Origin of the sequence: Micromonospora sp. WMMD812 (assembly GCF_027497215.1) — a bacterium.
In the GTDB taxonomy this organism is placed as follows: domain Bacteria; phylum Actinomycetota; class Actinomycetes; order Mycobacteriales; family Micromonosporaceae; genus Micromonospora.
The window spans coordinates 4,138,420-4,161,951 of the sequence record NZ_CP114904.1; the positions used below are offsets into that span (position 1 = coordinate 4,138,420).

Consider the following 23,532-nt stretch of genomic DNA (forward strand, 5'->3'; position numbering starts at 1 on the left):
TCAGCCCGGCGCGCCGCCTCCCGTCCGCACCGGCACCGCCGACGCCCGCGCCGCGCGGGCCGGCAGGACGACCCAGGCCAGGACGACGCTCGCCACGAAAACCACGAGAAGGTACGTACCGAGTGTAGCCATCCCGATACCCGCGAACCCGACGATTGCCGCCAGCGCCAGGAGCGCCGAGCGCCCCTCCCAGCCCAGCGTGGCCGGGTGCAGCGGCGGCGGCGCCTGCCGCTTCTCCAGCCGCGCGGTGAGGTCGTAGTGGTGCACGGTGAGCACGAGGACGTAGCCGAAGATCAGCCACGGTGGCACATCCCCGATCACCCCGACGGCGATGGCGAAGAGGTATTCGGCGGCCCGCAGCGCGGCCGGCACCAGCCAGTCCAGCGGACCGTTGTGCGCCGCACCGGCGCCCAGGCCGCCGACCAGCAGCACCAGCAGCGCCACCGGCAGCAGCCAGCGCAGCCCGCCCGCCCCGTCGTCGCCGGACGCGGCGACCAGCGCCAGCACCAGCAGCGCCACCGGGCCGAGCGCCGCGACCACCGCGAGGGTGAGCGGCCCCATCGGGCGGACCACCGGCAGCCGGGTGGCCAGCGGGCCGTCGTCACGGTGCAGGGTCGCGTCGACCGTGTCCAGCACCGGCACCCACATCCACCGCGCCCGCAGCGTACGCAGCGCGCCCGTGTAGAGGAACGCCAGCGTGCCCCAGACCAGCACCGCGACGAGGCTGACCAGGGGGTTGAACAGCGCCACGGTCAGCGCGACCAGCGCCCACCGCTCGCCGATCGGGAACACCACGGTCCGCTTCAGCCAGTACGACAGCGAGCCGGTGTCGGCCTGCACCCGGGTCGACGCGGCGTTCAGCCGGTCACCGATGCCGCCGCCTCCCGTACCGGCCGGGCGGGGCCGCCGGGCCGCCTCGTCGTGCAGCACGCCGTACCAGGTGTCGGTCATGTGCCGGACGGTCTGGAGCGTCATCGCAGCGATCGCCAGCGCCCAGCCGTAGCGGTGGCCGGCCTGCGTGGCGCCGTAGCCGAGGCCGGCGTAGACCACGTACTCCTTCGCCCGGTCGGCCATCGTGTCGAGCCAGCCGCCCCAGGCGGAGAAGTTCCGCGTGTACCGCGCCAGCTGACCGTCCACGCAGTCCAGCACGAAGCCCAGGTAGAGCAGGACCGCCCCGCCGACCAGCGCGGGCCGACTGCCGCCCACGGCGAACAGCACGGCGGCGGCCACCGCGAACAGGATCGAGATGACGGTGACCGTGGTCGGGCCGAGCCCCAGCCGGGCCGCGGCCCGCACCACGTACGGCGACCAGGTGCTGACGAAGTAGGTGGAGAAGAAGTCGTCCCGCTCCTTGACCGCGAGGCGCAGCTCGGCCCGGTCCTCGTCGACCCCGGCCAGCGCCGCGTCGGCCGCGGTCAGCTCGACCGGATCGGTCACCCGGTGGGCGACCAACAGCCGTACCCGGTGGGCGAAGACCAGCGTGCCGAGCACGGTGAGGCCGGCGAAGAGCTGGTCCACCGCGGGCCCGGTGACCGCCGGCCGCCCCGGCTCGGCGGTCGGCGCCGCGGTTCCCGCAGCCACCGCACGCGCGGCGGCGGCGAGCGCGGGCAGGTCGTCCGTGCCGACCCGGAGCGCGCCGCCGAACACTCCGGTGGCCTCGCCGTTCAGCGCGCCGGGCGGGCCCGCGTCGACCACCTGGCCGCGCTCCTCACGTACCGCCGTCCGCGCGGCGGTCGGCGGGTCGGCGAGCACCAGCGCCACCGTCGGCCCGACGGGGCTGGTGGCCAGATGCCGCAGAACGGCGGTGTGCGCGACCAGGTCGCCCCCGGTCACCAGGACCGGCCCGATGGCGGTGTCGGCCAACGCGGCCAGCTGCTCCAGGTCGGCGGCGAACCGGACCTCCTCCGCGCCGGCCCGGCGGCACTGCGCGGCGAGCCGGTCGGCGAGCGTCTCCCCGGTACGGGTCGGCAGGCCCGCCGCGGCGGCGCCGCCGGCGAGCACGATCGCGAGGGTCACCGGGGAACCGCGCTGTGGTACGCGTCGAGCGCCTCCGTGATGGTCCCGTCGAGGGTCAGCCGCCCCCCGTCCAGGAAGAGCCCCCGCCGACAGAACCGCGTCAGGTCCTTTTCGTTGTGTGACACCAGCACCAGAGTGCGCCCCTCCCCGAGCAGACGATCGATCGTCGCGTAACACTTCTTGCGGAACTCCGCGTCGCCCACCGCGGTCACCTCGTCCATCAGCAGGATCGGATGCGGCAGGTGGGAGATGATCGCGAAGCCGAGCCGTACCTTCATCCCGGACGAGTAGTGCCGCACCGACGTGTCGATGGCCCGTTCGACCTGCTCGCCCGCGAACGACACGATGTCGTCGAAATGCCGCTTCAGGTAACCCGACGAGAGCCCGTGCAGCCCGCCGACCAGGTACAGGTTCTCGCGTCCGGTCAGGTCGTTCGAGAATCCCGCCGACAGCTCCAGCAGTGGCGCCACGTCGCCACGGACCCGGATGCTCCCCTCGTCCGGGATGAGCACCCCGGCGATCAGCCGCAGCAGCGTGCTCTTGCCGGTGCCGTTGCGGCCGATCACGCCGACGGTCTCGCCCGGCCGCACCGCGAACGACACGTCCCGCAGCGGCCAGAACTGGCCGGACGGCGCGTTGCGACCGCCGCGGTGGATGAACAGCTCGCGCAGCCGCAGCTGCCGGCGCCGGTTGCGGACGAACCGGATGCCGAGGCCGTGCGCCTCGATGATCGGGTCGGCCATCTCAGAGTTCCTTGAGCACGGCGGGTTCGAGCCGCCGGAACGACCACCAGCCGAGGGCCAGCACCAGCACGCTGCCCGTGATCGTGGTGGCGAGCAGCCGGGCGTCCGGGAACTCGTCCGGGTACCAGATCGAGTGGTGCAGCTGGAAGATCCCGACCAGCGGGTTCAGCTCGTACGCCACCTTGAGCCAGCCGGGCAGGCCGGACTCCCGGACCAGGCTCAGCGGATAGATGATCGGCGTGGCGTAGAAGAGCACCCGAATGATCAGCCGCATGAACCGCTCGACGTCGCGCATCAGCACGTTGAGCGCGGAGAGCAGCAGGGACAGCCCGATCAGCAGGACGCCCTGGACGGCCACCGCAAGTGGCAGGGCGAACAGCGACCACCCCAGGTCGACCTTGCTGTGGGCGGCGTACACCAGCGCGACGGCGACCAGGATCGGCAGGCCGGCCGCGTACTCGGCGAACCGGCCGGTGACCCGACCGATCGGGAAGACCTGCCGGGGCACGTTCATGGTGGTGATCAGCCGGGACTGGCCGGTGAGCGCGTTGGTGGCCTCGCTCAACGCCGAGCTGGTCCACATCCAGGCGAAAATCCCGGTGATCAGGAACAGCGGGTACGACTCCGCCGCCTCGCCCAGGTGCCGCCCGGTGTCCCGCGAGTAGAGCACGCCGAAGACGAACCAGTAGATCGCGCCCATGCCCAGCGGCTCGATGAGCGACCAGAAGTAGCCGAGCACGGACTGCTGGTACTTGACCGCGAGATCGCGCTTGACCAGGATGCGCAGGGAGTTGCGGTGCGACCACAACGCCGCGACGCCAGAGGTCACCGCCGCCTCCCGCCTTCGAAACGGACGACAGGTTAGCAGTCGGTGAACGCCGGATGCCCCGCGAGGGGCACGCTCAGCACTCGATCACGTTGACGGCCAGACCGCCGCGTGCCGTCTCCTTGTACTTGACCTTCATGTCCGCGCCGGTCTCCCGCATGGTCTTGATGACCTTGTCGAGCGAGACCGCATGCACCCCGTCACCGCGCAGCGCGAGCCGGGCGGCCGTGATCGCCTTGATGCTAGCCACCGCGTTCCGCTCGATGCAGGGGATCTGCACGAGGCCACCGACCGGGTCGCAGGTCAGCCCCAGGTTGTGCTCCATGCCGATCTCCGCGGCGTTCTCCACCTGCTCCGGGGTGCCGCCGAGCGCCTCCGCCAGGCCGGCGGCGGCCATCGAGCAGGCCGAGCCCACCTCGCCCTGGCAGCCGACCTCGGCGCCGGAGATCGAGGCGTTCTCCTTGAACAGCACGCCGATCGCGCCGGCCGCGAGCAGGAACCGGACCACGCCCTCGTCGGAGGCGCCCGGCACGAACCGGCTGTAGTAGTGCAGCACCGCGGGGATGATTCCGGCCGCGCCGTTGGTCGGCGCGGTGACCACCCGGCCACCCGCGGCGTTCTCCTCGTTCACCGCCAGCGCGAAGAGGGTGACCCAGTCCATCGCGCGCAGCGGGTCACTGGCGCCGGAGTCCGCCTCCAGGCTGCGCCGCAGCTCGGCGGCACGGCGGCGGACCTTGAGACCGCCGGGCAGCACCCCGTCCCGCTCGTAGCCCCTCTCGACGCACTCGCGCATCACCCGCCAGATCTCCAGCAGGCCGGCGCGCACGTCGGCCTCGCTCCGCCAGGAAAGCTCGTTGGCGAGCATCACCTCGCTGATCGACAGCCCGGTCGCCGCGGTGGTCTCCAGCAGCTGCGCGCCGGTGAGGAACGGGTACCGCACCCGCGTCGTGTCCGGCGTGATCCGGTCCGCGCCGGCCGCCGCCTCGTCCACCACGAACCCGCCACCGACCGAGTAGTACGTGCGGGAGCGCACCTGCGCACCGGTCTCGTCGTACGCCGCGAAGGTCATCCCGTTCGGGTGGTACGGCAGCGAGCGACGGCGGTGCAGCACCAGGTCGCGGTCCGGGTCGAAGTCGATCTCGTGCGCGTCGAGCAGGCTGATCCGGCGCTCGGCGCGGATCCGGGCGACCCGGGGGCCGACGCTGTCGGTGTCGACCGTCTCCGGCGCCTCCCCGACCAGCCCGAGCAGCACCGCGCGGTCGCTGCCGTGGCCGTGCCCGGTCGCGCCGAGGGAACCGAAGAGCTCGGCCTGCACCCGGGCGGTGGTGGCGAGCAGCCCGTCGGCCTTGAGCCCGGTGACAAAGGTCCGGGCGGCCCGCATCGGCCCCACCGTGTGGGAGCTCGACGGCCCGATGCCGACGCTGAAAAGGTCGAAAACACTGATCATGGCTGCACTTCCTCACCGTCGTCCCCGTGGTGCGGGTCCGGGCCGGGTCGTGGCCGCCCGGGTCCGGGCGACCGCTCGGGCGCCCGGGGTGTGGGTGCCCGACCGGCGAGCCTACCCGCCCAGGTCACACCCCGCCCGGCGGTCCGCCCACGTCCCCGTCGCCACCGTCGCCACCGTCGCCGCCGTCGTCGTCGGTCAAGATCGCGCTACTTCGCGGATGTAGTGGCCTCCGACCGCAGGTGAGGCCACTACATCCATGGTCCAGCGCGATCTCGCCCGGTGCGAGGCGGGTGGGTGTCGGGTGCGAGGCGGTCGGGTGTCGGATGCGGGGCGGACGGGCGCCACCGCCCGACGACCCGGGACGGTGGGCGCCGACCACCGGCGGGTGGGCACGGGAGGGTGGGCGTTGGCCGCGGGCGGGTGGGCGGGCGTGGGCCGCGGGCGGGTGGGCGCGGCCGCGCGGGGCGTCGCCGCGGGCCGGACCGGGTAACCACCTACGGGTACGCGGGTCACCGATCGTCCTGCCGACTGAGGGCGCGATGGCCACCGCTTCCTACCGTGGATGTCAGACGCGGCGTACCGCCGCAGAGTGGGAGTACGACGATGAGTCGCAAACTGGTTCGGCCCCGCCAGGGGCGCATGCTCGCCGGTGTCTGCGCCGGCCTGGCCCAGCGGTTCGGCATGTCCGCCGGCATGATCCGGCTGCTGTTCCTGCTGTCGCTGCTGCTGCCCGGCACCCAGGTGATCGTCTACCTGGTCCTCTGGATCCTGATGCCCAACGAGGACCGCTACCTGGCCACCGCCCGCCACTGACCGCCGCCCCATCCTTCCCCAGGGCTCGGGCCCATCCAGGCCCGAGCCCTGCCCGGAACCCGACCCGCCCCATCAAGGCCCGAACCGGCCTCCGAGACCGAGCCGCCCCATCAAGCCCGAGCCGGCCCCGGGACCTGAGCCTTCGGATCGAGGCGACAACATCCCTGAAGTTGCCCCCTCGGACGACGCGGAGACAACAACATCCGGGAAGTTGCGCGGATCATCAGCGCACAAGCGGCTCGAGGCTGAGCGACTCGCGGCCAGGGTCGGGGGCCACGGACACGGTCCGGGCCACGGACACGGTCCCCGCCGACACGGTCCGGGCCATTTGCGCGGCCCCGGTCGCGGGGCGGCCCGGTCGCGGGGCGGCCCGGTCGCGGGGCGGCCCGGTCGCGGGGCGGCCCGGTCGCGGGGCGGCCCGGTCGCGGGGCGGCCCGGTCGCGGGGCGGCCCGGACGTGGCAAACGCGTCCGTCCTCGACGTCTCGGATTCCAGAGGTCGTCGCGAGGCGGTGGGCTATTCCGCGAGCGCCCGGAGGATCAGGAGGCAGACGAACCCGGTGATGGACAGTGCGCCCATGAGGACGAAGCGCAGGCAGGCGCGCCGTCGCCGTCCGATCAGCGCCACCACGATCCCGGCGGCGGGCGCCACCGCCGCACCGCCCAAGCCCACCCACAGTGACGCCCGACCGACCTCGAACCAGATGGCCTGGGAAGAGGGTCGGGAAACGATGCCCAGACCAACCATGAGGGCGACGGGAAAGGCCAGCCACCATGCGGTCATCCCGGCGACGACCCGGTCGACCGCGGCCCTGGCGCCGACACCAACCGAAACGCCCTCGACCGAGGTAACGCCGCCGCCGACACCAACCGAGGCGCTGTCGGCCGGGGTGGAGCTGTCGGATGGCACGTACGGATCATAGGGAGTGCCCGGGTGGCGAGCGGAGGCCAAGGCCGCAGGCCCGACACGGCGCCAGCCGAGCTGGGCCCAGGGCACGAGCGGAGGCCAAGGCGCGGCCACGGTACGGACGCCGGCTAGCTAGCTCGTGCCCGTGCCAGACCGAGAACCAGCGCGGCAGCGCCGGGACGGCGACCGCGAGCACCCGAGCGCTGGTCCGGCTCGCGCCGCCACGGCGAGCAGCACCACCCGTCTCGAGTCGGACAACCCTCAAGGGGGGCGGCGCGACCTTGGCAACTGCTTGGCGCCATGCCTCGCCGCCAGGCTGCCCGTGCCGGACGTGGGGAGAAGTGGACGAAGCCCGGGCCGCCAGTGCGCAACGCGCTGGCGACCCGGGCTTTTCCGCGTCTGGCGAGGGTGTCGCGAGCTTCCCGGGTAGGTCAGGAGGCGACGTAGGTGACGGTCACCTTTTCGTAGCCGAGGGAGCCGAGCAGGCCCTCCAGCATCTTGCGCGTGTTCTCCTCGGCCCGGGCGCCGAGCCCGCTGTCCCGGGCGGCGGCGGTGATCCGCTCCTCGGCGAGCCGGTAGACCTCCTGCTGCCGGTTCGGGTCGCTGGCGAACACGTCGCCCAGCCGGTTGAGCAGGCCACGCTTCTCCGCGAACACGTAGCTCTTCTCCAGGTCCAGGTTGGTCTCACCGAGCTGCGGCGCGGGCAGCTTGATCTCCACCGACTTGCCGTCGGCCGACTCGACCACGGCCCCGTCGGAGATCTTCGCGAAGTCCACGTACGCCTCGACGCTGCCCGCCCCGACGAAGAGCGTGCGCTCGTTGAGCAGGAACTCGGGCACGTATCTGCGGTCGGTCTGCAGGTCGACCACGACCTGGAAGTTGCCCTCGGCCGCGACGTAGCGGCTGAGGTCCTGGATCGACTTCAGCAACGTCGGTTGGCTGCGGTCGGTCTGCTGCTCGGCGAACGGGTTGCGGAAGCTCGGCCAGAGCCCGGTGCTCTGCACGCCGAGTAGCACGACCACGGCAAGCGCCGCCGCGCCGAGCACCCAGAGCAGGCCGCGGGTGGGACCGGCGCCGGGCCGGGGGCCGGGCTCCGGGGCCGCCCCGGGCTCGGGCGCGGCGTCGGAGCGGACCTTGAGTGTGTCGCCGGTCGGGTAGCCCGGAAACTCCCTGGTGGGCTCGTTGCTGTCACCGTCGCGGGCCATGGCCCTCACCGTCCTCCTCAGACAAAGCCGTCTGAGAATGACGGTACGTCCGCCGTACGACAAGCGCGCGCCGAGCGACCCGATCCGGCATCACCGCAGCTCGGCCGGCCCGGCGCGGCTCAGGCGAAGGCGCTGATCCCGGTCAGCTTCTGCCCGATCACCAGCTGGTGGATCTCCGAGGTGCCCTCGTAGGTCAGCACGCTCTCCAGGTTGTTGGCGTGCCGCATCAGCGGGTACTCGCCGGAGACGCCGTTCGCGCCGAGGATGGTCCGGCACTGCCGGGCGATGTCCAGCGCCTCGCGCACGTTGTTCAGCTTCCCGACGCTGACCTGCTCGGGCCGGAGCCGGCCGGCGTCGGCGAGCCGGCCCAAGTGCAGCGCCAGCAGGAGACCCTTCTGGAGTTCCACCGTCATGTCGGCGAGCTTGGCCTGGGTGAGCTGGAAACCGGCGAGCGGCCGGCCGAACTGGGTGCGGGTGCCCGCGTACGCCAGGGCCGTCTCCAGGCAGTCCCGGGCGGCGCCGAGCGCGCCCCAGACGATGCCGTACCGGGCTTCGGTGAGGCAGCTCAGCGGAGCCTTGAGCCCGGCCGCCTCGGGCAGCTGCGCGTCACCCGGCAGCCGGACGTCGTCGAGCACGATCTCGCCGGTCACCGACGCCCGCAGCGACATCTTGTGCCGAATCTCCCGGGCCGTGACGCCGGGCGTGTCCATCGGTACGGCGAAGCCGCGCACCCCGTCCTCGGTGCGCGCCCAGATCACCCCGACGTCGGCGATCGGGGCGTTGGTGATCCACATCTTGCCGCCGGTGAGCACCCAGTCGTCGCCGTCGCGGCGGGCCCGGGTCGCCATCGAGGCCGGGTCGGAGCCGTGGTCCGGTTCGGTCAGTCCGAAGCACCCGATCGCCTCGCCGGTGGCCATCGACGGCAGCCAGCGCTGCTTCTGCTCCTCGCTGCCGTAGCGCCAGATCGCGTACATGGCCAGCGAGCCCTGCACCGAGACCAGCGAGCGGACGCCCGAGTCGCCGGCCTCCAGTTCCAGGCAGGCCAGCCCGTACGCGACCGCCGACGCGCCGGCGCAGCCGTAACCGGTCAGGTGCATGCCGAGCAGGCCGAGCTTGCCGAACTCCCGAGCCAGCTCGCGGGCGGGCACCTGACCCTCCTCGTACCAGCCGGCGACCTGGGGGCGTACCCGATCGTCGATCAGCTGGCGCACGACGGCGCGGATCTGCCGCTCCTCCTCGCTGAGCGAGGAGTCCAGGTCGAGCAGGTCGAGCGGGGCGGTGGGGCGCTGGCTCATGGCAGCCACCCTAACGAAGCCTCAGGGCGCGCGCCGCGACCACCGCGACGCAGGACCGGCGACACAGGATCGGCGCGGGCCACGGCCACCGCAGGCTCAGCCGGCCGCGATCGCGTCGCAGGCTCAGCGCTCGGCGGGACCGTGCGTCACTCCACCGCCTCGGAGAGCACCAGCACCCGGGCGTGGATCTGGTTGCGCTGCTGGAGGGCCGCCCGCAGCGCCCGGTGCAGGCCGTCCTCCAGGTAGAGGCCGCCGTTCCACTGCACCACGTGCGGGAACAGGTCGCCGTAGAAGGTCGAGTCCTCGGCGAGGAGCTTGTCCAGCGCCAGCTCGCGCTTGGTGGTGATCAACTGATCCAGGCGCAGGGGCCGCGGCGGGATCTCCGCCCACTGCTTGAGCGTCAGGTTGTGCTCCGGGTAGGGACGCCCGTCCCGGACCGCTCTGAAGATCACGACGGCACGCTCCCCTCCCCGTGGCCGGGCCGACCGACGGCGCCGTGCCGGGTCGCGGCGTGGCACCGCGCGGCGCGGCACCGATGACCGTGCCAGCCTAGCCGCCTGTCGCACACCGCGTTCTGCTCCCTGATGTCAGTTTCGCTACCGCTCGCCCGATCCCCAACCGGGCGAATCCGGCATGCCGCTCAGCTCCACCGGCCGCGGCGGACCACCTCGTCGACCGGACGGCGCCCGCGCCGCAGCGACGGTGACCGATGGTCCGTGGCACGGTAACCCACGGTCACCGCACCGATCGGTTGGTACTCCTCCGGCACGCCGAACGCGTCCCGATAGGCCACCAGCCGCTGCGGCGGGATGCCGAAGAAACAGGCGCCGAGCCCTTCGTCCACCGCGGTGAGCAGCATCAGCAGGGCGGCGAACCCGGTGTCCACGTACCAGTAAGGCACCGGCCAGCGCTCGGTGGACCGGTCCGCCCAGCCCTTGTCCGGCTCCGCGTACCGCGCGAGGTACACCGACCGGTTGGCGTGCGGGACGATGATCAGCGGCGCCCGCCGCATCCCGGCCAGCCAGCGCTCCCGACCACCGCCGCCCGGCGTCGCCGCCGCCCAGAACCGGTCCCGGTCGGCGGCGTCCTCCAGCACCAGGAAGCCCCAGCCCTGCGCGAAGCCGGCTGAGGGCGCGCGGACGGCGTGGTCGAGCAGGCGCTCCACCACGTCGGGCGGGACCGGCCGGTCCGGGTCGTAGTTGCGCACCATCCGCCGGCGCCGGACCACCTCGGCGAACTCCATGCCACTCCTCCTGCCCGTCGACGCTCACCGGAACACCGCCGTCGCCGAGTGCCCCACCGCCGCCAGCAGGGCGAACAGTGGCCGACGCGCGCCGCCCCGGTGCCAGCCGAACCCGGCGCGCCCGCGTCAGGCGCCGGGCCGGACGCCCCAGACGCCGCGCCAGGTCGCGCCCGGCTTCAGCGCGATCACGTCCTTGCCGGACCGGAACGCGTCGGGCGGGCACGTCATCGGCTCGATCGCGACGGAGCGGCGGTGCCGGTCGCCGGTGAGCGCGTCGCCGGTGAAGACCTGCCACCACCCGAACTCGCGGTCCGCCCAGATGGTCACGCCCGCCGAACCGTCCGGCGCGGCCAGGCTCACCGCCGAGCCTCCGTCGTCGTCCCGGATCACCTCGCCGAAGGTGAGGTCGAGCCGCGCGGCGCCGATCCGGCGCGGGCTGGTCCAGTCGTACTCGGTGCCGGCCACCTCGGTCGCCGCGACCGGCAGCAGCCGGGAGTCGACCACCATCCGGGTCCGGGTCGGCAGCCGCATCACCAGGTCGTCCACCGCCACCCCGGGCAGCTGCAGGTACGGGTGCGGCGCGAAGCCGAACGGCGCCGCCTCGCCGCCGGGATTGCGCACCTCGTGCTCGGCGCGCAGCCCGCCCGGGCCGACGCTCCAGCGGCTGACCAGCCGCAGCGCCCACGGATAGCCCGGCTGGGGCGGCAGGTCGTAGCCGACCGTCACCGCGTCCGCCGACTGCTCCAGCAGCCGCCAGGGCACCCAGTTGACCAGCCCGTGGATCGCCACGTGCCGCTGTGGCTCGCTGAGCGGCAGCTGGTGCGACCGCTCGCCGAAGGTGTACCGCCCGTCGCGGATCCGGTTCGGCCACGGGGCCAGCACCTGGCCGGCACAGCCGGGACAGACCTCGTCCTCGGCGTACCCGTCGACGTACTCGACGCCGTCGTGCCGGTACGTCCGCAGCCCGCCGCCCACCTCGACGATGACGGCCTCGTGGCCGCCGGACGAGATGGTCCACTGGGTGCCCGAGGGCGGACGCTGGTCAGGGGTGTCCATGTCGGCGACCCTAACCAATCAGTCCCGGTCGCCGCTCGACGCGGCCCGGCCGTCCGACGCCGGCACGGTCCGCTCGCCGCCGGCCGCCGCCGCGACCTCGTCACCACTCGACGGTGCCGCAGCCCGGTAGCGCAGCAGGGCCGGGAAGGCGACCGCGAGCAGCACCACCAGCACGGCCGAGGCGAATCCGCCGGCCACCCACGCCACCCCGCCGCCGAATCCGGCGGCCATCCCGCCGGCCCGCAGGTCGCCGAGGCGTGGACCGCCCGCGACCACCACGGTGTTCACGCCCTGGAGCCGGCCACGCATCCGGTCCGGCGCGTACACCAGGAGCATCGACTGCCGCAGCACCGCGCTGACCAGGTCGGCCGCGCCGGCCACCCCGAGCAGCAGGACCATGAGCCAGAGCTGGTGGGCGAACCCGGCCGCCGCGATGGCCAGCCCCCAGGCGACCACCGCGACGACAAGCCCGAGCCCCTGCCGGCGCAGCCGGCCGATCCAGCCGGAGGTCAGGCCGCCGATCATCGAGCCGATGGCGATGGCGCTGAAGAGCCAACCGACCGACCCGCCGCCGCCGAACCGCTCGTGTGCGATCTCCGGGAAGAGCGCCCGGGGCATGGCCAGGATCATCGCGATCAGGTCGACGGCGAACGACAGCAGCAGCACCGGGGTGGTGGCCAGGTAGCGGAAGCCGTCGACGACGCTGGCCAACCCCGACCGGGTCCGGCCCGCCCCGCCGTCGGGGTGCGGCTCCGGGGGTAGAGACGGCAGCCGCAGCGCGGCCCAGACCATGGCGGTGAAGAGCAGCGCGTCCGCCCCGTACGCGATCGGCAGCGCGACCTGCGGGTCCTCCCAGTGGGTGAGGATGAGTCCGGCCGCGAGCGGACCGACCACGGAGGCGGCGGTGAAGGTCGTGTAGTTCAACGTGCTCGCCGCCGGGACCAGGTCGTCCGGCACCAGCCGAGGCAGCATGGCGCTCCGGGCCGGCGAGGTGATCGCGAACGCGGTCGACTGCACCGCCACGAGGACCAGCAGCAGCACCGGGCTGCCCACCCGGAACAACGCCTGCAGCAGCAGACCCAGCGTGGAGGCCCAGAGCAGCGCGGACCCGCCGAGCAGCACCAGGCGCCGGTCCCGCGCGTCGGCGACCGCACCGCCCCACAGCCCGAACACCAGCAACGGGACGAATCCGGCGACGCCCAGCAGGCCGACCCAGAACGAGTCGTGGGTGAGCGCGTACATCTCCACCGGTACGGCCACCGCGGTGAACTGGAAGCCGAACATGGCGATGCCGTTGCCGAGCCAGAGCCGCCGGTACGCGGGCACCCCGAGCGGGCGTAGGTCAATGGCCCAGCGGCGCCCCTCGCGCTGCCGGGCCTCCTGCACTCCCGTCACGGCGCGAGCCGTTCGACGGTCCAGGGGCCGTTGGCGGTCCAGGCGCCCTCGGCGGCGCGACGGAACAGCAGCCGGTCGTGCAGCCGGCCGGCGCGACCCTGCCAGAACTCGACCGAGTCGGGGCGGACCCGCAGCCCTCCCCAGTGCGCCGGGGCGGGAATCGATCCGACCTCGGCGAACCGCTCCGCGGCGGCGCGGTAGCGGTCCTCCAGGCTCTCCCGGTCCTGCACGACCTGGGACTGGGGGCTGGCCCAGGCGCCGATCTGCGAGGCGCGCGGCCGGGTGGCGAAGTAGGCGTCGGTCTCCGCCCGGTCCACCGGCTCGACGGCGCCGGCGACGACCACCTGCCGCTGCATCGGGAACCAGGGGAAGACCAGGCTGGCGTACGGGTTGGCGGCCAGCTCGGTGCCCTTGCGGGAGGCGTGGTTGGTGAAGAACACGAAGCCCTCCGGGCCGTACCCCTTCAGCAGCACCGTCCGCGCGCTCGGCCGGCCGGAGACGTCGGCGGTGCCGACGATCATCGCGTTCGGCTCGGGGAGCCCGAAGGCCACCGCGTCGGCGAACCAGCGGGCGAACTGGGTGTGCCAGTCGCCGGCCAGGTCGGCCTCGGAAAGGCCCACATCCGCGGCGTACTCGTTACGCATCGCGGACGGGGCGGGTGTGTCGCCCGTCACGTTCCCACTCCTCCTCGCCGGGCCGGCCCACAGCCGGGAAGACTGGCCGAACCCGCACCGCCCAGTCTTGCCGAGCCGACGCCCGGATGCGCGTCGGGGGATGTCGCGTGCAGCACAGTCGCAACGGGTCGCGTAGTGGGTTACTCAGCAGGCAAGATGTTCCGAACACATCCCTGAGGGTCGCCTAAGGTGCTCGGCCGGCTGGGCCGCGTTGAGCCTGATCAGGCGCACCGACCAGATCCAGGAGCGCGAGATGGCCGATTTCAAACCCGGGCTGGAGGGCGTCGTAGCCTTCGAGACCGAGATCGCCGAACCCGACCGCGAAGGCGGTGCGCTGCGCTATCGCGGGGTCGACATCGAGGATCTCATCGGCCAGGTCTCGTTCGGAAACGTGTGGGCGCTGCTGGTCGACGGCCGGTTCGGGCCGGGCCTGCCGCCTGCGGAGCCGTTCCCGGTGCCCGTGCACTCCGGCGACATCCGGGTCGACGTGCAGTCGGCGGTCGCGATGCTCGCCCCGTACTGGGGTCTCAACCAGCTGCTCGACATCTCCGACGAGCAGGCCCGTGAGGACCTCGCGCGGGTGTCGGTGACCGCGCTCTCCTTCGTCGCCCAGTCGGCCCGCGGCCTGGGCCTGCCGGCGGTGCCGCAGAAGGAGATCGACAAGGCGCAGACCATCGTCGAGCGCTTCATGAAGCGCTGGCGTGGCGAGCCGGACCCCCGGCACGTCAAGGCCGTCGACGCGTACTTCATCTCGGCCGCCGAGCACGGCTTGAACGCCTCCACCTTCACCGCCCGGATCGTCGCCTCGACCGGCGCGGACGCCGCCGCCTGCATCTCCTCCGGCATCGGCGCGCTCTCCGGCCCGCTGCACGGCGGCGCGCCGTCGCGCGTGCTGAGCATGCTGGAGGCAGTCGAGCGCAGCGGCGACGCCGAGGGGTACGTCAAGGGCGTGCTGGACCGCGGCGAGCGGCTGATGGGCTTCGGGCACCGGGTCTACCGGGCCGAGGACCCGCGCGCCCGCGTGCTCCGCCGGACGGCGAAGGAGCTGGGCGCGCCCCGGTTCGAGATCGCCGAGGCGCTGGAGAAGGCCGCCCTGGACGAGCTGCACGCCCGCAAGCCCGACCGGGTGCTGGCCACCAACGTCGAGTTCTGGTCGGCCGTGGTGCTCGACTTCGCCGAGGTGCCGGCGCACATGTTCACCTCGATGTTCACCTGCGCCCGGATGGGCGGCTGGAGCGCCCACATCCTGGAGCAGAAGAAGCTCCAGCGGCTGGTCCGCCCGTCCGCCCGCTACGTCGGCCCCGCCCCGCGCAAGCCGCAGGAGGTCGAGGGCTGGGACGCCATCCCGCACGGCGTCTGAGACTCCGCCACAAGGGCCCCGCGACCGGCGCCTCGGCGCCGGCGCGGGGCCCTTCTCCATGTCCCGTCCCGGGCGCCGGGCTGTGGCGTACGCCTCAGCCCGGTGGTCGGGACCAGCCGCGAGGCGAACGTCCGGAGATGGGAGGATGAAGACTCGGCAGTGCCGCCGGACCAGGCTCGGATCCCGGCCGCCGCGCGCCCACACGCCCGCCGCCGGTCCGCGCCCGCCAGCTCACCGGGCTCTCGGCCCATGCGGAAGGATCTTGAAGACCGTGGCTGACGCACCGACCATCCGGATTCCCGACGAGATCAAGCCCGCCGACGGGCGGTTCGGCTGCGGGCCGTCCAAGGTCCGTCCGGCGGCGGTGTCCGCCCTCGCCGACGTGGCGACCAGCTACCTGGGCACCTCCCACCGGCAGAAGACGGTCCGCGACCAGGTGGCGCGGCTGCGGCGCGGCATCGCCGAGTTCTTCGCCCTGCCCGAGGGCTACGAGGTGGTGCTCGGCAACGGCGGCACCACCGCGTTCTGGGAGGTCGCCGCGTTCGGCCTGATCCGCGACCGGGCCCAGTTCGCCAGCTTCGGCGAGTTCGGCGCCAAGTTCGCCAAGTCCGTCAAGGACGCGCCGTTCCTCGGCGAACCGACCATCCGCAAGTCGGAGGCCGGCAGCGCCCCCACCCTGGTCGCCGAGGCGGGCGTGGACGTCTACGCCACCCCGCACAACGAAACCTCCACCGGCGTGGCGGTGCCGATCTCCCGGGTGCCCGGCGCCGACGAGGGCTCGCTACTGCTGGTCGACGCCACCTCCGGCGCGGGCGGGCTGGAGGTGAACGTCGGCGAGACCGACGTCTACTACTTCGCCCCGCAGAAGTGCTTCGGCTCCGACGGCGGCCTCTGGCTGGCCCTGATGTCGCCGGCCGCGCTGGAGCGGGCCACCGAGATCAAGGCGTCCGGCCGCTACATCCCGGCCTTCCTGGACCTGGTCACCGCGATCGACAACTCGCGGTTGGAGCAGACGTACAACACCCCGGCGCTGGCCACCATCTTCCTGGCCGCCGAGCAGACCGACTGGATGAACGCCCAGGGCGGCCTGAGCTGGGCGGCCAAGCGCACGGCCGAGAGCGCCGCCATCGTGTACGGCTGGGCCGAGCGCTCCGCGGTCGCCACCCCGTACGTCGCCGACCCGACGCTGCGGTCCAACGTGGTCGCCACCATCGACTTCGCCGACGGCGTGGACGCGGCGGCGGTCGCCAAGGCGCTGCGGGCAAACGGCATCGTGGACACCGAGCCCTACCGGAAGCTCGGCCGCAACCAGCTGCGGGTCGCGCTCTTCCCGGCCGTCGAGCCGGCCGACGTCGAGGCGCTGACCGCGTCCATCGACTACGTGGTCGAGCGGCTCTAGTCAGGGATCACGGTGGGTGTCCACGGCCCCGCGCCGCGGACACCCACCGTGATCGTCGCCGCTGCTCATCCACGACATGCGGGCGTGGCGTCTCCCACCTCAGGGCAGATCAGCGTACGGTGGTCCGAGAAGCCCGGGTGGCCGACCCGTGGCGTGCGGCCAACGAAGCGGGACGGAGGCAACGCTATGCGCCCAGTACGCTTCGTCGCCCTCTCCGAGGACGGCCAGGCCCTGGTGCTCACCGACGAGGTGGGGCGCCTGCTCGCCCTGCCCATCGACGAACGCATCGCCACCGCGCTGCACGCCGAGCCGGGCGCCCCGCCGCTCGCGGTCGCGCCGGCCGCCGCCGACCCGGCCCCCTCCCTGTCCCCCCGGGACATCCAGGCCCGGATCCGCTCCGGCGAGTCCGCCGAGGACGTCGCCCGGATCGCCGGTGTCCCGGTCGACCGGGTGCTGCGCTACGCCGGCCCGGTACTCCAGGAGCGGGCGATGCTCGCCCAGCACGCCCGCCGCACCCGGCTCAAGGGCGCGGAGAAGCCGACCCCGCTCGCCGAGGTGGTCAACGGGCGGCTGGCCCAGCACGGCATCGACACCGAGAAGATCTCGTGGGACGCCTACCGGCGCGATGACGGCACCTGGCGGATCATCGCCACCTGGCCGTCCGGCAAGGCGACGGCTCAGGCGGTCTGGGATCTGGACAAGACCCGCCAGGCGGTGGCCCCGCACGACGACATGGCGCAATACCTGTGCGCCGAGCGCCCGACGCCGATCCTCGGCCAGGAGCCGGCGCCGGAGCGGGGCGGGCACGCCCTGCCGGGCCCGTCGCGCGGCGAGCCGAGCCGGGGCGGGCACGGCCTGCCCGGTCCCGCCGAGCACCCCCGTCCCGGCCGCGACCCGATCCGGGCCGGGCGGGACGCCCTGCTCGCCTCCCTCGACCGGCCGCTGGGCGGGTCGTCGGGCCGGAGCCTCGAGCCGCGCACGCCGGCCGCCCTGGCCGGGTCCGACGCGCCGCGGCAGCGGGCGGTCGGCGGTGGCGCCGCAGCGCTGCTCGGCGGCGGTCCCGGGTCGGCCTTCGACGACGACTCGGACGCGCCGAAGGAGGTGCCGGCCGTGCCGTCGCTGGCCGTGCTCCGGCCGCGTCGCACCGGCGCGGCGGCTGCCGCCGCCGGGGGCGAGTCGACCGACGCCTCGGGCAAGCCGCGCAAGCGCCTGCCGAGCTGGGACGACGTGCTCTTCGGCAGCGGGCCGGCCGCCCGCGAGTCCTCCTGACCCACGCGTCGGGCGGGTGGCGCGCAGCCGCCCGTCCGGCGTGAGGCACTCGAAGTGCCGCGGTGGCAGGCTGAGCCCATGGAGTACACGAATCTTGGCCGCACCGGCCTGTCGGTCAGCCGCCTCTGCCTCGGCACCATGAACTTCGGGCCACAGACCAGCGAGCCGGACAGCTACGCCGTCATGGATCGCGCGCTCGAGCACGGGATCAACTTCTTCGACACCGCGAACGTCTACGGCTGGCAGACCGGAGAGGGGATCACCGAGCAGATCATCGGCCGCTGGTTCGCCCAGGGCGGCGGCCGGCGCGACAAGGTCGTGCTGGCCACCAAGGTCTACGGCAAGATGGGCGAGTGGCCCAACGAGCGGGGCCTGTCCGCCCGGCACATCGTCCGGGCCTGCGAGGACTCGCTGCGCCGGCTGCAGACCGACACGATCGACCTCTACCAGATGCACCACATCGCACGGACGACGCCGTGGGAGGAGATCTGGCAGGCGATGGAGACGCTCGTGGCGCAGGGCAAGGTGCTCTACGTCGGATCGTCCAACTTCGCCGGCTGGCACATCTCGGTGGCGCAGGAGGCGGCCGGGAAGCGCCACTTCCTCGGCCTCGTCGCCGAGCAGTGCATCTACAACCTGCTGACCCGGCACGTCGAGCTGGAGGTGATCCCCGCCGCGCAGCACCACGGGCTGGGCGTCATCCCCTGGTCGCCGCTGCACGGCGGCCTGCTCGCCGGATTGCTGCGCAAGATGGCCGAGGGCGGCGCCGCGCGGGGCACCAGCGGTCGCTCGGCCGAGGCGCTCGCCGAGCACCGGCCGACCATCGAGGCGTACGAGAAGCTCTGCGCGGACCTCGGCCACGACCCGGCGGACGTGGCGCTCGGCTGGCTGCTCTCCCGGCCCGGGGTGACCGCCCCGATCATCGGTCCGCGCACCGTGGACCAGCTCGACCGCTCGCTCGGCGCGCTGGACGTCCGGCTCGACGAGGCCACCCTCGCCCGGCTGGACGAGCTGTTCCCGCCGGTCGGCAAGGGCGGCCCGGGTCCGGAGGCGTGGGCCTGGTGACGCACCGGCCGCCGCTCGCTGGCTGACGGGTTGCGGGCGCGGGAGACCGGCGCGGGTTGGCCAGGCGCGGGAAACCGGCGCGGGAGACCGGCAACGTGCGGCCGTCAGAGCGGCCAGGCGGCGAGCCGGTCATAGCGGGGCCGGGGGCCGAGGTGGCTGCGCACCAGCAGCAGCTCGGTCGCCGGCCACTCCGGCCCCTGGTAGCCGTCCAGGGCGACCCGGTCCGCGTCGAGGTCGGCCCGGTCCACCCGGTCGCCGGGGCGGGCGATGGTCAGGTGCGCGCGGAACGGCTTGTCGTCGTGCGGCAGTCGGGCTGCCCGTAGCCGGGACCGGATCAGCCGGGCCAGGACGGCCAGTGCCTCGGCCTCACCGCGCACGTCGACCCAGAGGACGGTGAACCGGCCCCGGCCGAACCGGCCGCCGCCGCCGAGCCGCAGCAGGGGCGCGGAGTCCCGGTCCTCGCGGAACCACTGGGCGGCCAACCCGAGCGCGCTCTCCACCTCCACCAGCCGCCCCTCCTCGACGTCGCCGAGAAAGGCGAGGGTGAGGTGGAAGTGCGCCGGGTCGGCCAACCGGACATTGGTGCCGGCCGCGGCCGCCGCGCCGATCCGGAGTTGGGTGATCTGGGCGGTCAGGTCAGCGACCGCCTCCGCCGGCGGGCAGACCGCGACGAAGAGCCTCAAGCCGGCTCCCGCACCCCGCCCGCGCCGCTCACCGGTGCCGCTGGCGGTGGCCGGCCCGGGCGGCCGGCAGGGCCAGCCCGGCGGCGTGCAGCAGCCCCTCGACCCGGACCCGCTCGATCTCCTGGTCGACGCCGGCCAGCTCGCTCAGGTGCTCGGTGATGCCGAGCGCCCGGCACGCCAGCCGGAGCCGGTCGTCGTACGCCTGGAGCACCGCGCCGTGCCAGACCATCGACCGGCCGCTCCCGCCGAGCCGCTGGCTGCCCAGCCGGCGCAGGTCGGCGGCGAGCTGTTCCAACGGCCGCCGGTCCTCCCGGTCGAACGCGGAGAGGTCGATGTCGCGGGTCAGCGCGTCGGCCTCGATGGCCCGGTCGAGCCGGGCGATGGTGCGCCGTTCCCGGCGGCGGTCCCGCCATTCGGTGTAGCCGCAGACCACCCGGTCGAGGATCTCGTCGGCGCAGAAGATCAGGGCGAAGAGCGCGGGCAAGCTGGCCACGGCGAGGAACGCCAGGGCCAGCAGCAGCGCGCGTCCGACTCCCACGCATCGACGCTAAGCCCCATCCTGCCGCTCCGCCACCGGATTGGCGGCATCCGCACCATCCGCTCAACCGGACGGGTCCGGCCCACCGGCGCACGTACGCCGGAAGGGCCCCGGCCGCGTGGATCGCGACGACCGGGGCCCCACGGCGCTCGTCAGTCGGTGGAGGTGACGTAGAAGCGGGGCAGCGGCAGCACCCGGAACCGGAGCCGGGCCCCGGCGCGACGCAGCTGCCAGGTCAGTGCGAGCAGCGCGGTGATCAGTGAGAGCACGCCGCCGATCCAGATGCTGGCGCCGGCGCCGTAGGTCTCCGCGACCCAGCCGATCAGGGGCGCCCCGACCGGGTTGGTCCCCAGGAACACCAGCACCCACAGGGCCATCACCCGGCCCCGGAACGCGGCGTCCACACCCAGCTGGACCCGCTGGTTGGCGGCCTGGGCGAAGAAGACCATGAAGAAGCCGGTCGGCACCAGCAGCGCCACCACCATCCAGTACGTCGGCGCGAGGCCGACCAGGATGCCGAAGCTGGCGCATCCGATGGCGGCGCCGAGCACCAGCCAGACCGACGGGCGGCTGCGGCGCCCCGTGCCGCTCAGCGCGCCGCAGAGCGCACCGCACGCCAGTGCGGTGCTGAACAGGCCGAACGAGGCGGCCCCGGTGTTGAACACGGTCTTGGCGAGCGCGGCCAGGGTGAGCGAGAAGTTGAACAGCGACATGCCGATCACCGACATGACCACCATCGGCAGCAGCAGGTCGGAACGGTGCCAGACGTACCGCAGCCCGTCGATCACCCGGGCCGAGTCCCGGTCGCCACGGGCCGGCAGGCCGTCCCGATGCAGCTCGGAGGTCCGCATCCGGACCACGTTGACCAGCGGCGCGATCGAGCTGAGCGCGGTGAAGAGGAAGACCGGGCCGACGTCGAAGGCGGCGATGGCCAGGCCGGCGACGGCCGGCCCGACGATCCGGGCGGAGTTGAAGACGGCCGCGTTGAGGGAGAGCGCGTTCGGCAGCAGGGGCGTGCCGACGAGTTCGGAGACGAAGGCCTGCCGGACCGGCGTCTCCACCGCGTTGGCGACGCCGAGCAGGCCGGCGAACGCGAAGACGTGCCAGAGCTGGACCAGGTCGGTGAGGACCAGCAGGCTCATGCCCAGCGCCAGCAGGGTCCAGAGCGTGTTGGCGGCGAAGAGCAGGAAGCGCTTGTCGTACCGGTCGGCGAGCCGGCCCGAGAGCAGGGTGAGCAGCAGAACCGGGGTGAACTGGAGCGCGGTCACCACGCCGAGCGCGGTGGCGGAGTTGTCGGAGAGCTCGAGAACGAGCCAGTCCTGGGCGATGAACATCATCCAGACGCCGATCAGCTTGATCAGTTGCCCGGACGCGAATAGCCGGTAGTTGCGGACCTGTAGGGACTGGAACATCGTGCTCAGCTTGGCCTGCACTCTAGGTGCGCCTCCTTGCCGCTCGTACGCGTCATCGACAGCGGACGGCGCGGACCCGGCGGCGCGGGCGCGTGAGTCAGGCGCGGGCGAGCTGCTGGAGGATCTCGGCGGCCCTCCGCAGGGTCTCCCGGTCGGCCTCGGTGAGCTCGGCCAGCCGCGAGGCCAGCCATTCGTTGCGGGCGCGCTCGAACTGATCGAGCACCGCCCGTCCCCCCTCGGTCGGCGCGAGGATGACCTGTCGACCGTCGGTCGGATGGGGGGTGCGCTGCACGAGGCCACGCTCCTCCAGCTTCGCGACGATCTTGGTCATCGTCGGCGGTTGCACCCGTTCGACGTCGGCGAGTTCCCGAGGCGTCAGCGCGCCCGCCAGCTTGAGGCTGGTGAGCGCGGAGAGCTGGGTGACCGTCAGGTCGCCCATCGGCCGGGCCTGCCGGACACGCCGGTTGAGCCGGGTGATCGCATCACGCAGCTGGGGAGCCAGCTGCGCCGGTGGCACGCGTTTCGCCGTCACCGTCCGCTCCGTCACGATAGTTAGCTTAACTAATGAGCCTGGCTAACGACATGCGATATGACCATGCTCACGGGAAGTGTGGCCGCTCCGGGCCGGGCATCCAGTGTGGACCCGGCCCGGAGACCGCCTCAGAGCACCACGGACTCGATCGGCCCGCGCAGGAAGTAGAGGACGAACAGCGCGGCCACCCCGTACAGCAGCGGGTGCACCTCGCGGGCCTTGCCGCGGGCCAGCTTGACCACCACGTACGTGATCAGGCCGGCGCCGATCCCGTTCGAGATCGAGTAGGTGAACGGCATCAGCACGATGGTGAGGAACGCCGGAATGGCGATCTCGTAGTCGGTCCAGTCGATGGTCCGCACCGCGGTCATCATCAGGAAGCCGACCACCACCAGCGCGGTGGACGCCGCCTCGAACGGCACCACCACGACCAGCGGCGCCAGGAACATGGCCAGCAGAAACAGCGCGCCGGTGACCAGGTTGGCCGCGCCGGTCCGGGCGCCCTCCGCCACACCGGCGGCGCTCTCGATGTACGACGTGTTGCTGGAGGTGCTCGCCGCACCACCGGCCGCCGCGGCGATCGAGTCGACCAGCAGGATCTCCTTGGCCTTCGGCGGAGTGCCCCGCTCGTCGAGCATCCCGCCCTCCTGGCCAACCGCGACCATCGTGCCCATGGTGTCGAAGAAGTCCGTGATCAGCAGGGTGAACACGAACATCAGCACGACCAGCCAGCCGGCCCGGCCCCACGAGTCGAGGACGTTGAAGTTGCCCAGCAGCGACAGGTCGGGCACGTCCACCACGGTCTTCGGCAGCTCCGGCACGTTCAGCGCCCAGCCCTTGGGGTTGGGCTGACCGTTGACCACCGACGGGCCGATGTTCGCCACCGCCTCGACGATGATGGCCAGCACGGTCGAGCCGAGGATGCCGATCAGGATCGCGCCCCGGACCCGGCGGACCACCAGCACCAGGGTCAGCAGCAGCCCCACCACGAACACCAGCAGCGGCCAGCTGACCAGCTTGCCCCCGATGCCCAGCCCGACCGGCACGGTGGTGTTGGCCGCGTCGGGGACGCGCCGGACGAAGCCCGCGTCGACCAGACCGATGATGGTCAGGAACAGGCCGATGCCGACGCCGATCGCCGTCTTCAGCTGGGTCGGCACCGAGCGGAACACCGCCGTGCGCAGGCCGGTCAGCACAAGCACGGCGATGATCACACCTTCGATCACCACCAGACCCATGGCGTCCGCCCAGGTCATCTCGGGCGCGATCTCGTACGCGACCAGCGCGTTCACGCCGAGCCCGGCGGCCAGCGCCAGCGGGAACCGGCCGACCACTCCCATCAGGATCGTCATCACGCCGGCGACCAGCGCGGTCGCCGCGGCGATCGCCGGGATCGGAAGCGTCTTGCCGTCACCGTCGACGGCACTGCCGAGGATGAGGGGGTTCAGCACCACGATGTACGCCATAGTGAAGAAGGTCGCCAGGCCACCGCGTACCTCGCGGCCCATCGTCGAGCCACGGGCGGAGATCTCGAAGAAGCGGTCGAATCCGTTGCGGGGGCGAGCGGGGTCAGGTGGTGTGCCGTTCTCCGGCGGCTCTACTGCCATCAGGTCCTCGCAGGTGATCTTCGGGGTGTCGCGCGCATCGTCCCAGATC

21 protein-coding genes and 1 pseudogene are annotated in these 23,532 nt (G+C 73.0%); 5 read left to right on the top strand and 17 right to left on the bottom strand.

Annotated elements, in window-relative coordinates; translation table 11 throughout:
• From O7603_RS19020 to O7603_RS19035, 4 genes are all read right to left on the bottom strand, one after another.
• Positions 1-1,971 carry a DUF5941 domain-containing protein gene (locus tag O7603_RS19020; RefSeq protein WP_281576733.1) on the bottom strand — a complete coding sequence of 657 codons (1,971 nt, stop codon included), beginning with the start codon at positions 1,969-1,971 and terminating at the stop codon, positions 1-3.
• 41 nt (positions 1,972-2,012) lie between these two features.
• Positions 2,013-2,759, bottom strand: a complete 747-nt coding sequence (locus O7603_RS19025; protein WP_281571155.1) for an ABC transporter ATP-binding protein — start codon at positions 2,757-2,759, stop codon at positions 2,013-2,015.
• A gap of 1 nt (position 2,760) precedes the next feature.
• Positions 2,761-3,588: an ABC transporter permease gene (locus O7603_RS19030; RefSeq protein WP_281571156.1), complete on the bottom strand. Its 828-nt coding sequence runs from the start codon at positions 3,586-3,588 to the stop codon at positions 2,761-2,763.
• Positions 3,589-3,661: 73 nt separating this feature from the next.
• Entirely contained in the window at positions 3,662-5,032 is a 1,371-nt protein-coding gene (locus tag O7603_RS19035) for an L-serine ammonia-lyase (protein WP_281571157.1), read from the bottom strand.
• Positions 5,033-5,635: 603 nt separating this feature from the next.
• Here O7603_RS19035 and O7603_RS19040 point away from each other — a divergent pair.
• Positions 5,636-5,845 (top strand): PspC domain-containing protein, encoded by a 210-nt coding sequence (locus O7603_RS19040; RefSeq protein ID WP_281571158.1) that lies wholly within the window; start codon positions 5,636-5,638, stop codon positions 5,843-5,845.
• Between the two features lie 515 nt (positions 5,846-6,360).
• Here the strand turns inward: O7603_RS19040 and O7603_RS19045 are convergent.
• From O7603_RS19045 to pdxH, 8 genes and pseudogenes are all read right to left on the bottom strand, one after another.
• Positions 6,361-6,753: a hypothetical protein gene (locus O7603_RS19045; protein WP_281571159.1), complete on the bottom strand. Its 393-nt coding sequence runs from the start codon at positions 6,751-6,753 to the stop codon at positions 6,361-6,363.
• A gap of 428 nt (positions 6,754-7,181) precedes the next feature.
• Entirely contained in the window at positions 7,182-7,955 is a 774-nt protein-coding gene (locus tag O7603_RS19050) for a DUF4230 domain-containing protein (protein ID WP_281571160.1), read from the bottom strand.
• Positions 7,956-8,074: 119 nt separating this feature from the next.
• Positions 8,075-9,250, bottom strand: a complete 1,176-nt coding sequence (locus O7603_RS19055; RefSeq protein ID WP_281571161.1) for an acyl-CoA dehydrogenase family protein — start codon at positions 9,248-9,250, stop codon at positions 8,075-8,077.
• A 146-nt stretch (positions 9,251-9,396) separates the two neighbouring features.
• A complete protein-coding gene (locus O7603_RS19060) occupies positions 9,397-9,702 on the bottom strand; it encodes a type II toxin-antitoxin system VapB family antitoxin (protein ID WP_091593012.1) in 306 nt (101 codons plus the stop codon).
• A gap of 188 nt (positions 9,703-9,890) precedes the next feature.
• Complete coding sequence (locus tag O7603_RS19065) at positions 9,891-10,493, bottom strand: nitroreductase family protein (RefSeq protein ID WP_281571162.1); 603 nt, start codon at positions 10,491-10,493, stop codon at positions 9,891-9,893.
• 126 nt (positions 10,494-10,619) lie between these two features.
• Complete coding sequence (locus O7603_RS19070) at positions 10,620-11,549, bottom strand: aldose 1-epimerase family protein (protein ID WP_281571163.1); 930 nt, start codon at positions 11,547-11,549, stop codon at positions 10,620-10,622.
• A 102-nt stretch (positions 11,550-11,651) separates the two neighbouring features.
• A pseudogene (locus O7603_RS19075) lies at positions 11,652-12,944 on the bottom strand (MFS transporter); the annotation flags it as partial.
• A complete protein-coding gene (gene pdxH / locus O7603_RS19080) occupies positions 12,941-13,588 on the bottom strand; it encodes a pyridoxamine 5'-phosphate oxidase (protein WP_281576734.1) in 648 nt (215 codons plus the stop codon). The pseudogene O7603_RS19075 and the gene pdxH, both read right to left, overlap by 4 nt.
• 283 nt (positions 13,589-13,871) lie before the next feature.
• Between pdxH and O7603_RS19085 the strand changes: the two genes are divergently transcribed.
• From O7603_RS19085 to O7603_RS19100, 4 genes are all read left to right on the top strand, one after another.
• Positions 13,872-14,978 (top strand): citrate synthase 2, encoded by a 1,107-nt coding sequence (locus O7603_RS19085; protein ID WP_281571164.1) that lies wholly within the window; start codon positions 13,872-13,874, stop codon positions 14,976-14,978.
• A 271-nt stretch (positions 14,979-15,249) separates the two neighbouring features.
• Positions 15,250-16,377, top strand: coding sequence for a phosphoserine transaminase (gene serC / locus O7603_RS19090; RefSeq protein ID WP_281571165.1), 1,128 nt, complete (start codon positions 15,250-15,252; stop codon positions 16,375-16,377).
• 186 nt (positions 16,378-16,563) lie between these two features.
• Positions 16,564-17,646 carry a septation protein SepH gene (gene sepH, locus O7603_RS19095; RefSeq protein ID WP_281571166.1) on the top strand — a complete coding sequence of 361 codons (1,083 nt, stop codon included), beginning with the start codon at positions 16,564-16,566 and terminating at the stop codon, positions 17,644-17,646.
• Between the two features lie 78 nt (positions 17,647-17,724).
• The gene (locus tag O7603_RS19100; protein ID WP_281571167.1) at positions 17,725-18,711 is read left to right on the top strand and encodes an aldo/keto reductase; all 987 of its coding nucleotides are present in this window, start codon (positions 17,725-17,727) and stop codon (positions 18,709-18,711) included.
• Between the two features lie 104 nt (positions 18,712-18,815).
• Here the strand turns inward: O7603_RS19100 and thpR are convergent, their stop codons facing one another.
• From thpR to O7603_RS19125, 5 genes are all read right to left on the bottom strand, one after another.
• Positions 18,816-19,394 carry an RNA 2',3'-cyclic phosphodiesterase gene (gene thpR, locus O7603_RS19105; RefSeq protein ID WP_281571168.1) on the bottom strand — a complete coding sequence of 193 codons (579 nt, stop codon included), beginning with the start codon at positions 19,392-19,394 and terminating at the stop codon, positions 18,816-18,818.
• Between the two features lie 28 nt (positions 19,395-19,422).
• A complete protein-coding gene (locus tag O7603_RS19110) occupies positions 19,423-19,932 on the bottom strand; it encodes a hypothetical protein (RefSeq protein ID WP_281571169.1) in 510 nt (169 codons plus the stop codon).
• Between the two features lie 152 nt (positions 19,933-20,084).
• Positions 20,085-21,365, bottom strand: coding sequence for an MFS transporter (locus O7603_RS19115; protein ID WP_281571170.1), 1,281 nt, complete (start codon positions 21,363-21,365; stop codon positions 20,085-20,087).
• 76 nt (positions 21,366-21,441) lie between these two features.
• Positions 21,442-21,891, bottom strand: coding sequence for a MarR family transcriptional regulator (locus O7603_RS19120; protein ID WP_281571171.1), 450 nt, complete (start codon positions 21,889-21,891; stop codon positions 21,442-21,444).
• 113 nt (positions 21,892-22,004) lie between these two features.
• Positions 22,005-23,483 carry an NCS2 family permease gene (locus tag O7603_RS19125; RefSeq protein ID WP_281571172.1) on the bottom strand — a complete coding sequence of 493 codons (1,479 nt, stop codon included), beginning with the start codon at positions 23,481-23,483 and terminating at the stop codon, positions 22,005-22,007.
• Between the last annotated feature and the right edge of the window lie 49 nt (positions 23,484-23,532).

Bases quoted from the DNA above. Each gene is read 5' to 3' on its own strand.
- O7603_RS19055 (WP_281571161.1), bottom strand. From the start codon at position 9,250: ATGAGCCAGCGCCCCACCGCCCCGCTCGACCTGCTCGACCTGGACTCC.
- O7603_RS19025 (WP_281571155.1), bottom strand. From the start codon at position 2,759: ATGGCCGACCCGATCATCGAGGCGCACGGCCTCGGCATCCGGTTCGTC.
- O7603_RS19070 (WP_281571163.1), bottom strand. From the start codon at position 11,549: ATGGACACCCCTGACCAGCGTCCGCCCTCGGGCACCCAGTGGACCATC.
- O7603_RS19100 (WP_281571167.1), top strand. From the start codon at position 17,725: ATGGAGTACACGAATCTTGGCCGCACCGGCCTGTCGGTCAGCCGCCTC.
- O7603_RS19085 (WP_281571164.1), top strand. From the start codon at position 13,872: ATGGCCGATTTCAAACCCGGGCTGGAGGGCGTCGTAGCCTTCGAGACC.
- pdxH (WP_281576734.1), bottom strand. From the start codon at position 13,588: ATGCGTAACGAGTACGCCGCGGATGTGGGCCTTTCCGAGGCCGACCTG.
- O7603_RS19125 (WP_281571172.1), bottom strand. From the start codon at position 23,483: ATGGCAGTAGAGCCGCCGGAGAACGGCACACCACCTGACCCCGCTCGC.
- O7603_RS19035 (WP_281571157.1), bottom strand. From the start codon at position 5,032: ATGATCAGTGTTTTCGACCTTTTCAGCGTCGGCATCGGGCCGTCGAGC.
- O7603_RS19050 (WP_281571160.1), bottom strand. From the start codon at position 7,955: ATGGCCCGCGACGGTGACAGCAACGAGCCCACCAGGGAGTTTCCGGGC.
- sepH (WP_281571166.1), top strand. From the start codon at position 16,564: ATGCGCCCAGTACGCTTCGTCGCCCTCTCCGAGGACGGCCAGGCCCTG.
- O7603_RS19040 (WP_281571158.1), top strand. From the start codon at position 5,636: ATGAGTCGCAAACTGGTTCGGCCCCGCCAGGGGCGCATGCTCGCCGGT.
- O7603_RS19065 (WP_281571162.1), bottom strand. From the start codon at position 10,493: ATGGAGTTCGCCGAGGTGGTCCGGCGCCGGCGGATGGTGCGCAACTAC.